The organism is Kitasatospora sp. NPDC059088, from assembly GCF_042738155.1.
Classification (GTDB): domain Bacteria; phylum Actinomycetota; class Actinomycetes; order Streptomycetales; family Streptomycetaceae; genus Kitasatospora.
In genome coordinates, this window is record NZ_JBHYGR010000167.1 from 1 (window position 1) to 14117 (window position 14117).

Sequence of the window (14117 nt, forward strand, 5' to 3'; positions counted from 1 at the left end):
GACGCCCTACGGGCCGCCTGCCACACCCGCCGCCCGACTGGTCCGGTGATCTTCCACTCCGATCGCGGCTGCCAATACACCAGCCGTGAATTCGCTGACCTGGCAGGCGAGTTCGGAGTTCGGCTGTCGGTCGGCCGGACCGGCCAGTGCTGGGACAACGCCCTCGCCGAGTCCTTCTTCGCCACCCTCAAACGGGAGCTGCTCGGCGACCACCCCTGGCCCAGCAAGGCCGCAACACGGACCGCGATCTTCTAGTGGATCGAAGCCTGGTACAACATACGCAGACTGCACAGCAGCCTCGGCTACCGCAGTCCCGCCGAATACGAGACCGCCCTGGCGGCCTGACCACCACACCAACGGCGTCCGTCAAAGCGGAGCAAGCTCACAGTCGGCCTGCCCCGAGATGACGGCCGCTGCCGCCTTCTTCTCCTGCTCGGACGCCTTCTTGTCCCGGAGGTTGTTGGTGATGATCGTGGGGATCAGCGAGGTGTCGAGCTCGAGCGACCTCAAGGTGTAGACGTCGCTCCCGCCCTCACGGCTGGGGACGATGTCGAGGCCCAGCTCCCGCAGCTCCCGGGTGCGGCGCTCCGTGTGGACGGAGTCCCTGGTGACTACGCGCAGGAGGGCAGCGCTCACCGGCTGCTTGAACCTCCGCAGGAGCATCGAGAACAGCTCTTCGTGGGTGCGGCTGCCGTACGGCACGGTGAGGTAGCGTTCCGGGATCCGGTCCCCGTACTCCTCCGCCATCCGCGCGGCGAGCTGGGCACGGAGGTCCCGGAAGGTGTCGCTCTCCACGGGCAGGCCGGTCCGCACGAGGGCCTGCATCGACTCGGCCAGCAGGCGCTTGGCGTACAGGTAGGCGTCGAGGAGGTTCTGGGCGTCGTCCTGGGCGTCGCCGTTCCTGAGCAGGTCGAGGACGCCCCCGACCGCGATGGCGGTGTCCGGCTTGAGCCGGTGCCAGTCGGCGGCGGGGTCGGAGTGGTGGTCGCTCACGTTCAGGGAGTCCTATCGTTTCGCGGCAGCCGTGATCGAGCTGTCGGGTGGGTAGCGGAGGATGTGCACGTCCTCTCCGGCGTCCTGCACCGCTTCGAGGTCGTCCAGCCATTCGCGCAGGAACTGCTCGCCCGCCTGGTCCGCGCGGTTGGCCCGCAGGAACCTGACCTCGCTGCCGATCGTCACCCTGGGGTCGCGGGCGGCGCCGCCCCGGGCACTGAGCGAGTCCTGCAGGCTCAGGCCCGCGGCGAACCGGCGGATGTCGGAGACGAAGTCGAGGACGACCACCTTCTCCTTGCCGGGCGCCAGGCGCAGCCCGCGGCCGAGCTGCTGGACGAAGATCCGGCGGCTGTGGGTGACCCGCTGGAAGACCACGATGTTGACGTCCGGGACATCGACGCCCTCGTTGAGGACGTCGACCGCGCACAGGATGCCGGTGCGGCCGTCGGCGAAGTCCCACAGGAGGCGGTTGCGGGTGGCTGCGTCCACCGCCTTGCCGTCCGCCGTCCGGGAAGCGATCACCTCGGCGCTGGTGAACCCGAGTGCGTTGATCCGGCCCGCCATCCGCTCGGCGTGGTCGATGGTCCCGCAGAAGACGATGCCCCGCGGGCTCTTCTGTTCCGCCCAAGCCTCGGCGAGGCGGTCGACGACCGCGTCGTCCCACTCGTCGATGAAGACGGTCCGGTTGATCCCCCGGGGGGTGAGCGCGGGGGCGGCCTCGGCGAGCCCGGCGGCCAGCGCGTCCCAGTCGATGTTGTCGGTGAACATCCGGTAGTCGACATTGGCGAGGTACCCCTCCCGGAGCCCGCGCACCATGTCGATGTCCACAACGGGGAAGTCGAACCAGGCGTGCAGGGACTTCCCGTCGGGCCGCCAGGGCGTCGCGGTCATCCCGAGGAGGAACGCGCCGCCCTCGGCAGCCGACAGCTCGCCGAGCACGGCGTCGTAGGCGGTGGTTCCGAGGTGGTGGCACTCGTCGACGACGACGAGGCCGAACTCCGGTAGGTCGCGTCCGGCCTCGACGGCGGTGGCGACGCTGTCCACGCACGCGAACACGACGTCGAGGTCGTTGAGCGCGTCCTTGTCCGGGCGCTCGTAGCCGTTCCACACCCCGGTCGCCGCGGAGGCCGGCAGCAGTGGCCAGAACGCGCGCTCGAGCTGGTACACGAGCTCGTTCCGGTGTGCGAGGACCAGCGTCTTCACTCCGGGCCGCAGGGCGTGGGCGCGCCGGTGGAACTCGGCAGCCACGAAGGTCTTGCCGAGTCCGGTCGCAAGGACGACGAGTGCGCTGCGGGCACCGTTCACCAGCTCGTTCATCAGCCCGTCGACGGCCCGCTCCTGGTAGGCGCGGAGTTGGAAGCGGTCCGGGTCCCGCAGCGCCGGCGGAGTGTCCGGGATGCGCTCCGCCTGCTTGCGGAGCGTGCTCCGGTCCCACAGCTGCAGGGGGATCCCCCTCGCCGCGAGCTGCTCCTGCTGGGCCCGGACCGAGGCCTCGAACCCGTTCAGGCTGACGACGACCGGGATCTGCGCATCGTAGCGCCGACAGGCATCGACAGTCTGCGCGATGACCCCGGGCCCCACCGGGGAGCGCCACCGCTTCATCTGGAAGAGCCAGCGCCGACCGTTGAGGCTGCCGACCACGTCCGCCCCTCCGTCGCCGGTGGCTCCTGCGAGCTGCACCCCGGAGTACCCGCGCGCCATGATGAGGCGCTGCACGGTCCGCTCGAACGACTGCCAGCCCGTCCCGGCCAGGTTGAGGTCGGTGACGATCCGCTGGGTCATGCGAGCTTCCCGGCGAGGAAGTCGACGGCGGCCCGCGCACGGACGACGATGAGCCGCTCGGGCTGGTCGTAGCGGAGGTACGAGGCGCAGTCCTCGAGGCAGCGCAAGTACTTGACCCGGAGGTCCTCCTGCAGCTTCCGGGCGATCACGGTGCCCGCCTCGCTCTCACTGGGCCACGGGTCCTCCCAGACCAGTCCGTTGAACCAGCCCTCGGGGTGGCGTCCGAAGAAGGCGCTGACCGTATCGCGGTCGCAGTAGCGCAGGTAGCCGCCGGTGGACTTGAGCCGCCCGAGCTCCGCAAGGTCGGCGCCGGACTTGATCATCGACCCGGCGAGCGCAAGCTGCTGCGCCTCGTCGAGCTCGTCGTAGAACCGGTCGGCATGCGGCGCCCTGAGGATCCGCTCCGTGATCTGGTCGAACAGCGACTTGATGTCGCTCCGCACGCCGTCGGGGCTGTCCGTCACTGCATCCCCCCAGCCCTTCTTGAGGACTTCCGCGGTCAGCACGGCGGCCGTGTGCCCGGGCCGGCCCTGGAGGTTGCGGTGGAGGGAGTGGAGGAACTGGGCGACCTCGGTCGCGACCAGGAACTCCGGACGCAGCCCCATCGCCGTGAACACCGGGTGGGTCGGGTCGATGTATACGGTGATCTGCCGGGTGTCCGCACTGGTGACGAGAGGGACCGCCGCCTGCCCGAATGCCGGGAGGATCGGCCGGTGCGTCGTCCGCACCCGGACGTCCAGCGGGCTGCTCGTCCTCCCGTCCGCCAGCACGACAGCCAGCTGCTCCGCGCCGAGCTCCTCGGCGTCCGCGGATGCGGAGTTCAGCGATGCGGGGCTGGCCGGGTGGGGCGCGTCCTTGACGTGGCCGCACTGCTCGCAGCGGTCCGCGCCCGCCTTGTTCTCCTGGGCGCAGAACGTGCACTTCCAAGGCAGCTGGACCCTGGGTACCTGGGAGGTGCCGCAGTGCGGGCACACGGTCGCGGAGCGCAGGATCTGCTTTCCGCACCCGGCGTCCAGGCACGGCTTTCCGTCGAGCACCTCGCCGCAGCCCCCGCACTCCTCTGCCGTCGGCGTGTTCTGGAAGCCGCACTCCGGGCACTCGGGGAGTACCTGGATCGGCGGCTCCGCGGCCGTCTCGACGAGCTCCCACCACTTCGCGTCGCTGTGGTAGCCGGGCTCGCGGTCGAGGAAGCGCCGGTAGTACTCCTCCTCGACGCTCCGGGGGATCCGGTCGGCCTTGCCTTTGGCGGGGTTGTACTTGCCCATGTACATGTCGCCGCGGCCGAAGTTGCGGACCTTCCGGTAGCCCTGGAAGAGCAGCGACACCGGCGAGTCGTTCGCCTCGCCGTCAGCCCAGTTGTTCGGCAGCAGGGAACCTCCGCGCAAGAACCCGACGGCCTCCTGCCATTCGTCGGAGGCCAGCTGGAAGTGCTGCTTCTGGAAGTCGACCGGAACCTGGTCCAGGTGGACCTCGCCGACGATCCGGCCGTACTGCTGGTCCACCGGGTACTCGCGCTCGACGCGCCCGCTGGTCTCGTCGGAGAACTCGAAGAACGCCGCCTTCTCCGCCTGGCGGATGGCCCGCCCTTTCCGGATCAGGTCGATCCCGAAGTCGTTCTGGTCGTCGAAGCGCTGGATGCCCACCCAGCCGCGCACCCGGTGGCTTATCTCCCGGCTCTCCGTCCCGCCGCACCGAGGGCAGGTGCTGTGCTCGCCGAAGTCGGTGCCGTCGTGTAGGCAGCGCCGCGCACTGCTGATGACCTGGTCGAAGCTGATCCGCGCGGGGATCTTGCCGTAGGCCTTCCGCTCGACGAAGCGGTCCGGTGACCACACGCAGTGCTCGAAGGCCTGGCAGCGGTCGTTGTTGACCATGATGACCACCGGGTCGGCTGCGTCCGGACGCAGCAGGGTGGCGTACCGTCGCCCAAGTCGCTTGCGCAGTGTGTTCTTCGGCATCTTCGCGAGCTCGCGGATGAAGCCGCTGTTGGCGTCCCCGTCCGGCCACCAGTCCCGGATCTCCACGACTGTCCCGTGGCGCAGGCCCTGCGGCTTCTCGATCTGCTCGGCCCGCGCGGTGAAGGTCTGGGACTGCATGAGCTCCGGCAGGTCGAGCGTGACCTGGACTGCGTGGCTGTCCTCCTCGCGCGCGGAGATCACCCGTGTGACGCGCCCGAGCTTCCCGGTGGCGATGTTGAAGCCCATGCCGAACAGGCCCAGGGTGTCGTAGTGGTTCTTGGAGGAGTAGCCGGCCCGCATCGAATCGGCGATCTGCTCCTCGGTGAGACCCGGCCCGGTGTCCCGGACGCGGATCATCCCCTCCCCCCGTGCAACCTCGGCTGACCCCGGAACCTCAATGATCACCTGGCGGACCCCAGACGGGGCCCCCGAGGTGGCAGCGGCCCGGAAGGAGTCGATGGCGTTGTCGATGAGCTCGCTGAGCGCGTCGATCGGAAGGATCGGGGTGCGCGTGAGCGCTACGAGCACCTTGGGGTCGGGGGTGATGTCGATCGGCTTGTGCGCCATCTTCTGTTCGGCTCCGTGTCCACAACTCGAATAACGGGGTGGGTCAGCCCCGCCGGCGTCTTGACCCGCAAAGGGCCGTCCGCATACGCACCGCTGTCAGGCCTTCGGCTTCACCTGTCGCGCGGCCAGCCTCTGCAGCGGCAGACGGTCGGTCTCGCCGGCGTCCCGCACCAGCTGGACGAACCATGGAGCCACCCAGGTGTCGCTGCGGTACGGCCACTCGCCCTGGGCGAGTGCGGTCCCGGGATGCCACTCCGGAGCGGGCCTGACCTCTGACCGGACCGCCGCACAGAGCTCCACGAGGGGCTCGTCGTCGCCAGGCGCGCGGAACCCGAGTTCGGCCGTCACTCCGATCAGCCACCACTGGAAGTGTCGGCGCCGCTCCGATTCCGCGAGCTGCCGCACCGTACGGGTCGTGAGGCCCGCCGCGCGGTAGGCCGCCAGCGCCAGGCCGTCCGGGGGTGTGATGACGTGGGCGTTGTCATCCGTCACCACGGAGTCACCCTCGGTGCTGCGCTGCGCCACTGCCTCCGCCGCTCGGTCGATCTCGTCGTAGGCGGCGGTGGTGAGCTCCGTGCCCGGGGCGAGGAACTCCTCGATCCCCTGGAAGAACTGCCCTGGCTGCTCGATGCGGAGTTCGGCACCCGTCCGCTGCCGCAGCTCCTCGAAGAGCTGCGGCCACGGGCGCTTCCCGCCCTCGGCATCGAGTTCCTCGTACCAGTCCTTCTTCGAATCAGCGGAGACGAGCAGGACCCGTTTCACGCCCGGGTCGGCCGCCTTGTCCAGAATCTCAGCCCAGATGAGGTAGTCGCCGGCCCGGTCCAGGGGCCTGCCCTTCTTCCCGTCGTCGGCGAATCCCGGAGGGATCTCGTTCGGGAACCGGAAGGAGAGGGCCTCCTCCGTTCGGCGGCGCACCACCGCGTACTCCGTCGGCGGGGCGAGGCGGTCCTCGAACAGCGCCGCCACCTCCGGCAGGACAGGATCATCCGACTCCACGGCAGCAGGCAGGAGGTCGTGGCCGTTCTTCAACTGCTTGGCATGGCCCTTCAACAGGACCTGCCACTCACTCAGCAGCGCCCTGACCGTCGTCTGGTTGATCGTCTCGTCCAGGCCGCTCTGCGCGGCGTCGTCATTGGCGTACTTCCTCAGAAGCACCTTGACGTGCGCGCTGGCATCCAGCACCGACTTGTAGGCCTGCTGCAGGTGCCGGTCGATGACGGCCGCGGCGTCGCCGAGCTCCCTCCTGCGCTCGAGGATCACACGGCGTCGGCCCCGCACGAACTCCTGCCCGACCTGGTAGGGCAGCCAGAGGCGCTCGGAGATCTGCGCCAGGACCGACAGGACCTGGTTCCGCACGGCGGGGTTGTACTCGTACAGGCTGAGGAGCACGTTGGTGTCGAGCACGACGAGGGCGTCCTCAAAGAACGCCTTCCGGTCAGCTGTGCCCACACCCCCGTAGGGGAGGACCCAGGACCGGAACTGCTCCACCAGTGGCAGGTCTGCCTGTCCCACGTCTTCTTGCTCCCTCCCCGGCTGAGGGCTCACCATCCTGTCGAGGCAAGCGGAACCCGTCAAGGCGCAATTACGGAGCGGAGTCGTCCTGGATAGTCCTGGCCCGTCCTACCCCTGTGCGGCGGGCCCTCCACGCCAGGAGGCGACCTGCCCCGGAGGTCTCGGTCCACGACAGCGCGGCACCGAGCGCCGGTCCGGAGCCCGGCCTGACCTGGGGCATCTGAGTGCGGCGTTTTGGGCTGTGTCAGTGGTGTCGCCTACGCTTCAGGTTCTGCTGGTGACACCTGCTGCAGCGCAGCCCGCAAGCACAACCGGCCCGGACAGCGGCCGAGTGCTGGCAAGGCTGTCGCCAGCATCGGCAGAAGAGTAGACGGCTGCCGTTGGCAGAGGAACACGTCGGCGTCCGGTTTCCGGCGCCACCGAGAGGAGGTCTCATGGCACCTGAGCGCCTTGAGGTGGTCGAGATCTGCGCCGGCGCGGGCGGACAGTCCCTAGGCCTGCACAACGCCGGATTCACGCACAGGCTTGCCCTGGAACTCGACCAGAACGCCGCGACAACCCTCCGGCACAACCTCGCCCGGCTCATGCAGGCCGAGGGCATGAGTCCCGAAGACGCCGACCTCGAGGCGAAGGACGTCGTCAAGGTCGGGGACGTCGCCGACCCGTCGCTCTGGGACCCCAGCGAGTACAAGGACGTCGACCTCCTCGCCGGAGGAGTCCCCTGCCCGCCCTTCAGCATCGCCGGCAACCAGCTCGGCGCGACCGACGAGCGGGACCTCTTCGCCTGGGCCGTGCACCTGTGCAGGGACGTCCGGCCCAAGGCGCTGCTCCTGGAGAACGTCAAGGGCCTGAGCGGCAACCGCTTCTCCGCCTACCGCCAGCACATCCTCGAACTCCTCCACAGCGCCGGCTACGTCGGCGAGTGGCGCCTGTTGGAAGCCCACCAGTTCGGTGTCTCCCAGCTCCGGCCGCGGTTCGTCCTGGTCGCCCTGCAGAAGGAGTTCGCCCAGTACTTCCACTGGCCCGAGCCCGCCAAGGACCCTGCCCCCACCGTGGGCGAGCTCCTCAAGGACCTCATGGGCGCCAACGGCTGGGCCAAGGAGCACGTGGCGGCATGGGCCGAGAAGGCCTCCGCCATCGCGCCCACCATCGTCGGCGGCTCCAAGAAGCACGGCGGCGCCGACCTCGGCCCGACCCGGGCCAAGGCCGCCTGGCTCAAGCTGGGAGTCGACGCGATGGGCGTCGCCAATGCCGCCCCGGACTCCGAAGCGGACGGCGACCACGTTCCCAAGCTGACCACCCCCATGGTCGCCCGCATCCAGGGCTGGTACGGCAAGGACTCCCACTGGGAGTTCCAGGGCCGTAAGACCACCGTCTACCGCCAGATCGGTAACGCCTTCCCCCCGCCCGTCGCAGAGGCGCTCGGCAAGGCGATCGCCAGCGCCCTGCGCAAGGAGAAGAAGCGCACCGACTCCGTCGAATGGGACCGCCCCGAGCTCGACCCGGTCTACCTGCTGCTCCGCCACCACCCGGACAAGGCCCTCACCGCCCAGAAGATGGCCGACCTCATCGCCAAGTCCGGCGGGAAGACGCTCCCGCCGCCGGAGATCGAGCGGCGCATCGCCCACATCGAGCGCGACTTCGACGTAGAGAAGACGGCCCGCAGCAACGGCGAGCTGGCCTACAAACTCGGCGAGTTCAAGGCCTTCATCGGCCAGCAGGACCACGCCCGCCACGACTACTTCGCCCGGCACCGGGGGAAGGTCAGCTGACCGTCCCGCCTGCGCGCCGCTGCCGGACCCTGTCCACAACCGTCGGCGCGCAGGCCTCCGCCGACTCGTGCTCCCAGAAGCGCAGCACGAGCCAGCCCTCCGCCGCGAGCCGGGCGTCGGTGTCCCGGTCCCGCTGGACGTTGCGGCCGATCTTCTCCCGCCAGTAGTCCGGGTTCGTCTTGGGCGGGACGAAGTGCTCCGGGCAGCCGTGCCAGAAGCAGCCGTCGACGAACACCGCGACCCGGGTCGGCCGGAACACCAGGTCCGCACTGCGGCGCATGCCCTGCAAGGGCTTCGCGGCCACGCGGTACCGCAGCCCTGCTGCGTGGACGAGGCGCCGGAGCGCGAGTTCCGGCTGGGTGTCCCGGCTGCGGTTGCCCACCATGCTCCGGCGGTTGGCCGCCGACGACGCCCAGGACCCGGGCGGCGGGGCCCACTCCTGTGGCGTCTCCTCCGGTGTGCCACTGGCCACGACACGGGCTCCCGTCACTCGGGAGGGTCGGGCGACTGCCGCCGATGTGACACCGCCGAAGCCCTCACTGCTTTCCCTATCGGGCGGTGGCCAGCCTAGTACTCCAGCAGTTGCCCCCGTGCGGCCCTGGGCCGTCCGGCAGATCCAGGGTCGGCCCCTGGGGCCGTGGCAACGGCCCGCAGGGGCCTCTCGCCTGACCGGTACCGGCTGTGCTCAGTGGGCCTGAAGCAGCTCGACGACCTGCATCGGGAACTTCTCCAGTGTGGGACCAGTCGGCAACAATGACCCGGCCCGCGTCCTGGGTGAAGGAGAGTGCGGCGTCCAGGGCAGGCTGGAGCTCGTTGCTCACCAGCTCCTCCTTGCACATGTGGAGCGGGTGCCTCGCCACCGCGGGGTGAGGCAGACCGCAGGCGGTGAAGGTCAGCCCGGGCAGGCCGGTGTTTGAGGAAGGTACCCTCGTACATCTTCTCAAGGCCGGTCAGTGACTGGCGGGCGGTCGTCAGACCGGACCGGGCAGCGGGCCTGCTGGCCTCGTTCACGGGTGTCCGGTCGGTAATTGGGTGTCATCGGTCGGTTCGGGGCTGGTAGCGTCCCGGGCGTGGCAAAGCTGAACCAGATCATCGCCGTTGAAAAGGGCGTCAAGTCCAAGTCCTTCCAGGAGCTGACGCAGGCCCACCAGGACCTGCAGAAGCCCGCGTTGCTGGCCGGGATCTCCCGGACCTACCAGCCCAAGGACGAGGAGGGCGAGCAGCTGCCGCCGGAGTCGACCCGGGTGCAGCTGAAGGCCGAGGATATCCTGCGGTCCACGGCGAACACCCTCACCCGGCTCTTCGACGTGACGGCCACCAAGGACTGGGCGAACATCGGTGCCAGCGCGGACGTGGTGGTGGACGGACAGGTGCTCCTCACCCAGGTGCCGGTGCCGTACCTGCTCTTCCTGGAGAAGCAGCTCACCGACCTGTCCACCTTCGTGAAGAAGCTCCCGGTGCTGGACGCCTCCGAGTCCTGGAACCTCGACCCGTCCACCGACTCCTGGAAGACCGAGCCGGTGCGCACCATCCGGACCAAGAAGGTGCCGCGCAACCACGTCAAGGCCGAGGCCACCGAGAAGCACCCGGCCCAGGTCGAGGTGTACTACGAGGACATCGCGGTCGGCTACTGGACCACGGTCAAGTTCTCGGGCGCGCTGCCGGCCCGCCGGGTGAACGAGCTCGCCGAGCGGGTGGAGAAGCTCCAGCAGGCGGTCAAGTTCGCCCGCGAGGAGGCCAACGCCGTCGAGGTCACCGACCGGCGGGTGGGCGACGCCGTCTTCGGCTACCTGTTCCGGTAGCCTCACGATCGCCCGCCCGGGGAGCCGGGCGGGTGCACCGAGCGCGCCGAACCGTCCTGGGAGACCGGGCGGGTGCGCTGCACGGTGCGAAAGCTGACACTGACGTTGAAGCTGACCAGGGGTCACAGTGGAGGTTCGAATCCTCCCCCCGGCACCACCGGCCGGGGTAGCCCAAGCCAGGCAGAGGCAGGCCCCGTGAATCTCAGACTCTCGCTCAAGTCTCAGCATTCGCCGCCGAACACCGGATCGACCGGGTGCGGACGAATATCGACGAATGCAGGTTCAAGTCCTGTCTGTGCCGCTCCGTGGCACGGTAGTTCAAAGGTAGAACGCGTCGATTTCAAGCTGATCCGCGACCCTTAAACGTGCCGGTGTGCGCAATTGGGCGGCAAACAGGGGCCCGGGAGCTGGCTACGCTCCCGGGTCCTCTCATGTTTTCCACGGCGTGGCGCGGAGGGCTCTCCCTGGGCTGGGGGGTCAGGACTGGGGGTCAGGGGCGGGTGAGGAAGGTCAGGACGTGGGGGTTGACCTGGGGGGCGCCGGCGGTGGGGAGGGTGTGGTGGGAGGTGGCGGGGACGGTGGTGACGGTGGCGTGGGGGAGGGCGCGGCGGGTGGCTCCGGCGGTGCGGTGGGGGTCGTGGGTGCGGGTGCGGGCGGCGTAGAGGGCCAGCACCGGGGTGGTGAGGGTGCGGAGCCGGGCGGGGGTGGGGCGGGGGCCGGTGACGACGGGGGAGGCGGGGAAGTCGGCGTAGCCGAGGGCGTACAGCTCGCGCCAGTCGGGGTCGACGGCGGGGCCGGGGCCGGATTCCCAGTCGAGGTAGGAGCGGGCGCGGTCCGGGGTGCGGTGCGGGAGGAAGAGGGGCAGGGTGCGCAGGAGGTAGCCGGGGCGGAAGCCGGTGAAGCACTGGGTGGGGTCGAGGAGGACGAGGCGCCCGACCCGGGCCGGGGCGTGCAGCGCGTACTGGAGGGCGGTCCAGGCGCCGTAGGAGTGGCCGCAGAGGTCGGCCTCGTGGACGCCCAGCCCGTCGAGTACGGCGTCCAGCCAGCCGAGCAGGCCGGGGACGTCGCGTAGCGGGGCGCCGTCGTGGACGCTGCGCCCGGGGTCGCCGATCAGGTCGACGGCGAGGACGCGGTGGCCGGCCGCGGCCCAGGTGCCGGCGTTGGCGAACCACATGGCGGAGGTGGCGCCGCCGCCGTGGAGGAGGACGAGGGGGCGGCCGTCGGCGGGGCCGCAGGCGTTGACGCGGGTGGTGCCGTGGACGGTCCGGACGGTGAGGGGTTCGACCGGTACGGGCCAGCGGGCGAGGAGCTCGTCGTAGGCGGCGAGGAAGGGCGCGGTGCGGGCGGACATGGTGGGGCCTCCGCGGGTGTGGTGTGATCGCGTGCGTGCGGGCGGGCGGGTGATCGCCCGCCCGTAGAATCACTCGTTGGACAAGTATCTCGCTGAACGAGAGAATAATGGCACGGCAGTGCCCGAGGAAGGACGAGAGGGTGTCCGAACGCGAGGAGCCGATGCGGCTGGTCCACCTGCTGCGCGGTCTGACGGTCGAACTCGACCTGTTCGGGGCCGAGTTCGCGGCCCGCAGCGGCCTGCACCCGACGGATCTGCGGGCGCTGATCCACCTGCTGGACGCGGCCCGGGCCGGGCAGGTGGTCACCCCGGGGCGGCTCGGTGAGGCGCTCCGGCTGAACTCGGCCGGGACCACCGGCCTGGTGGACCGGTTGGAGCGGCTCGGGCTGATCCGGCGCGAGCGCGACCCGCAGGACCGGCGCCGGGTGCGGCTGGTGGTGGAGGAGCGGGCGATGGAGCTCGGCGAGGGCTTCTTCGGCGGGCTGATCGGCGACCTGGTCGCGGCGATGGGCCGGTTCGACCCGGCGGAGCTGGCGACGGCCCGGCGCTTCCTGGAGGCGATGACCTCGGTGGTGGCCGCCGCCCGGCAGGACGACCCTCGGGGCGCGCCCGAGGACGGAGCCTAGGCGGGGCCCAGGGTCCAGGCGATCACCGAGAGGGTCGCCATCGACACCAGGGTCGACCAGAGCACGGTGTCCCGGGCGAGGTCGGTGCCCTGTCCGTACTCGCGGGCGTAGGTGTAGATGTTCTGCGCGGTCGGCAGGGCGGAGAACAGCACCACGGTGAGCAGCTGGTGGGTGGGCAGGTGGAGCACCGGGCCGGCCACCAGCAGGGCGACGAGCGGCTGGACCAGGGTCTTGATCGCGACGGTCAGGCCGACCTCGGCGCGGCGCGAACGGCCGTCGGCCGCCGGGCGGTTGTGCAGCGACATGCCGAGGGCGACCAGGGCGGTCGGCACGCCGGCACCGCCGAGCAGGTCGGCGGAGTGGTGGAGTTCGGCGGGCAGTTGGAACCCGGTGGCCGAGGCGACGGCGCCGAGGGCGGTGGCGATCAGGATCGGGTTGCGCAGCGGCAGGGTGACCAGGGCGCGGCGGCCGGCCGCGCCGCTGTCCAGCACGGCCAGGACGGCCGGGGTGACCACCAGGATCTGGAAGAGGACCACCGGGCCGACGAAGGAGGCGTCGCCGACGACCTGCATGGTCACCGGGATGCCGAGGTTGGCGGAGTTGACGTAGCCGGAGGCCATCGCGCCGATCGCCAGTTCGCCGCGCTTGCGGCCGAACAGCCGCCACCCGACGAGCAGTCCGAGGCCGGTGGAGACGGCGGTGCCGGCCACGAAGGCGAGCATCGACGGGTTGGCGAAGTGCCCCAGCGGGGTGCGGGAGATCATCAGGAAGAGCGCGGCCGGCATCGCGACGTGGAAGACGAAGCGGGTCAGCACCAGCTCCGCCTGCGGTCCGAGCAGCCCGGCGCGGGCGACGACGTAGCCGACCGCGGTGAGGGCCCAGATCGGGGCGAAGGCGGACAGCAGCGGGTGGAGGTCTGGCATGGTTCCTCGGATCGCTCGGACGGGTCTGCCGGGTGCGGCGGGGATCGCCCGCCGGAGGGCCCCGGAACACCGGTGCCGCCGAGAACCCCCCGTGGCAGTAAACCAGTGGCCGTCCGGGTGTTGATCAAGGGGGCCCGGGTCCTGGGGTGGGATCCGGACCGGTGACCGGGGTGGGATCCGGGCCGGTGGCCGGGGCTGCGAGGGCGTCGCGGGGCGGGCCTACGATGAGCGGGTGGAGGACCAGTACCTGAGCCTGTCCGAGGTGGAGGCCGTCGCCCGTCGGGCCCACGAGGGGCAGGTGGACAAGAACGGGCACCCGTACGCCGAGCACATCGCGGCGGTCGCGGGCGGGACGGCGGCGCGCGGCGGCAGCGAGGCGCAGATCGCGGCGGGCTGGCTGCACGACACCGTCGAGGACGACCGGCTGAGCCGGGCGTGGCTGGCGGGGGCCGCGCTGCCGGAGGCGACCAAGGCGATCGTGGACGCGCTCACCCGGCGGCCCGGGGAGCCGGTGGAGGCGTACACCGCGCGGATCCTGGCCACGCCGGGCGCGCTGCTGGTCAAGCGGGCTGACCTGGCGCACAACTCGGACCCGGCGCGGCTGGCCGTGCTGGACGGGGCGACCGCCGAGCGGCTGGCCGCCAAGTACGCGCGGATGCGGGAGCTGCTGGGGCTCACCGGGGAGCTCTGAGGGCGCGGAGCGGCACGGGCGCGGACGGACCCGCAGAGGCGGACCCGCAGGGGCGGGAACGCACGGGAGGGAACGCACGGGATGGGACGCTGCGAAAGGGTCTGGGGGTGACGCGCCCCGCCCGGGTGAGAACCGGTGGGCGG

General features: G+C 70.7%; 12 protein-coding genes. 5 read left to right on the top strand and 7 right to left on the bottom strand.

The window, feature by feature from the left end:
• A partial coding sequence (locus ACFWXO_RS40500) for a transposase (RefSeq protein ID WP_380531046.1) occupies window positions 1–255 on the top strand: 255 nt, incomplete at its 5' end.
• Window positions 256–366: 111 nt separating this feature from the next.
• On the opposite strand, the gene ACFWXO_RS40505 is transcribed toward ACFWXO_RS40500, so the two are convergent.
• From ACFWXO_RS40505 to ACFWXO_RS40520, 4 genes are all read right to left on the bottom strand, one after another.
• Window positions 367–993: a hypothetical protein gene (locus ACFWXO_RS40505; protein WP_380531049.1), complete on the bottom strand. Its 627-nt coding sequence runs from the start codon at window positions 991–993 to the stop codon at window positions 367–369.
• 12 nt (window positions 994–1005) lie between these two features.
• A complete protein-coding gene (locus ACFWXO_RS40510) occupies window positions 1006–2775 on the bottom strand; it encodes a DEAD/DEAH box helicase family protein (RefSeq protein ID WP_380531052.1) in 1770 nt (589 codons plus the stop codon).
• The gene (locus tag ACFWXO_RS40515; protein ID WP_380531055.1) at window positions 2772–5297 is read right to left on the bottom strand and encodes an ATP-binding protein; all 2526 of its coding nucleotides are present in this window, start codon (window positions 5295–5297) and stop codon (window positions 2772–2774) included. The genes ACFWXO_RS40510 and ACFWXO_RS40515 overlap by 4 nt, the downstream gene beginning before the upstream one ends.
• Window positions 5298–5393: 96 nt before the next feature.
• On the bottom strand, window positions 5394–6809 hold the full coding sequence (locus ACFWXO_RS40520; RefSeq protein WP_380531058.1) for a PIN-like domain-containing protein: 1416 nt from the start codon (window positions 6807–6809) through the stop codon (window positions 5394–5396).
• A gap of 434 nt (window positions 6810–7243) precedes the next feature.
• Between ACFWXO_RS40520 and ACFWXO_RS40525 the strand changes: the two genes are divergently transcribed.
• Window positions 7244–8581 carry a DNA cytosine methyltransferase gene (locus tag ACFWXO_RS40525; protein ID WP_380531061.1) on the top strand — a complete coding sequence of 446 codons (1338 nt, stop codon included), beginning with the start codon at window positions 7244–7246 and terminating at the stop codon, window positions 8579–8581.
• Here the strand turns inward: ACFWXO_RS40525 and ACFWXO_RS40530 are convergent.
• On the bottom strand, window positions 8574–9053 hold the full coding sequence (locus ACFWXO_RS40530) for a very short patch repair endonuclease (RefSeq protein ID WP_380531064.1): 480 nt from the start codon (window positions 9051–9053) through the stop codon (window positions 8574–8576). The two genes, ACFWXO_RS40525 and ACFWXO_RS40530, sit on opposite strands and share 8 nt — an antisense overlap.
• A gap of 598 nt (window positions 9054–9651) precedes the next feature.
• Here ACFWXO_RS40530 and ACFWXO_RS40535 point away from each other — a divergent pair.
• Window positions 9652–10383 carry a hypothetical protein gene (locus ACFWXO_RS40535; protein WP_375893669.1) on the top strand — a complete coding sequence of 244 codons (732 nt, stop codon included), beginning with the start codon at window positions 9652–9654 and terminating at the stop codon, window positions 10381–10383.
• A 490-nt stretch (window positions 10384–10873) separates the two neighbouring features.
• On the opposite strand, the gene ACFWXO_RS40540 is transcribed toward ACFWXO_RS40535, so the two are convergent.
• Window positions 10874–11734: an alpha/beta fold hydrolase gene (locus tag ACFWXO_RS40540; RefSeq protein ID WP_380531067.1), complete on the bottom strand. Its 861-nt coding sequence runs from the start codon at window positions 11732–11734 to the stop codon at window positions 10874–10876.
• A 161-nt stretch (window positions 11735–11895) separates the two neighbouring features.
• Here ACFWXO_RS40540 and ACFWXO_RS40545 point away from each other — a divergent pair, with 161 nt between their 5' ends.
• Entirely contained in the window at window positions 11896–12360 is a 465-nt protein-coding gene (locus tag ACFWXO_RS40545; RefSeq protein ID WP_380531075.1) for a MarR family winged helix-turn-helix transcriptional regulator, read from the top strand.
• Here ACFWXO_RS40545 and ACFWXO_RS40550 read toward each other — a convergent pair.
• Window positions 12357–13283 (bottom strand): AEC family transporter, encoded by a 927-nt coding sequence (locus ACFWXO_RS40550; RefSeq protein WP_375893673.1) that lies wholly within the window; start codon window positions 13281–13283, stop codon window positions 12357–12359. The two genes, ACFWXO_RS40545 and ACFWXO_RS40550, sit on opposite strands and share 4 nt — an antisense overlap.
• A gap of 232 nt (window positions 13284–13515) precedes the next feature.
• Between ACFWXO_RS40550 and ACFWXO_RS40555 the strand changes: the two genes are divergently transcribed.
• Window positions 13516–13974, top strand: a complete 459-nt coding sequence (locus tag ACFWXO_RS40555) for an HD domain-containing protein (RefSeq protein WP_380531071.1) — start codon at window positions 13516–13518, stop codon at window positions 13972–13974.
• Window positions 13975–14117 lie beyond the last annotated feature (143 nt).

What these genes read in the sequence shown, in the direction of transcription:
- ACFWXO_RS40545 (WP_380531075.1), top strand. Translation starts at nt 11,896, where the DNA reads ATGCGGCTGGTCCACCTGCTGCGCGGTCTGACGGTCGAACTCGACCTG.
- ACFWXO_RS40510 (WP_380531052.1), bottom strand. Translation starts at nt 2,775, where the DNA reads ATGACCCAGCGGATCGTCACCGACCTCAACCTGGCCGGGACGGGCTGG.
- ACFWXO_RS40550 (WP_375893673.1), bottom strand. Translation starts at nt 13,283, where the DNA reads ATGCCAGACCTCCACCCGCTGCTGTCCGCCTTCGCCCCGATCTGGGCC.
- ACFWXO_RS40525 (WP_380531061.1), top strand. Translation starts at nt 7,244, where the DNA reads ATGGCACCTGAGCGCCTTGAGGTGGTCGAGATCTGCGCCGGCGCGGGC.
- ACFWXO_RS40515 (WP_380531055.1), bottom strand. Translation starts at nt 5,297, where the DNA reads ATGGCGCACAAGCCGATCGACATCACCCCCGACCCCAAGGTGCTCGTA.
- ACFWXO_RS40540 (WP_380531067.1), bottom strand. Translation starts at nt 11,734, where the DNA reads ATGTCCGCCCGCACCGCGCCCTTCCTCGCCGCCTACGACGAGCTCCTC.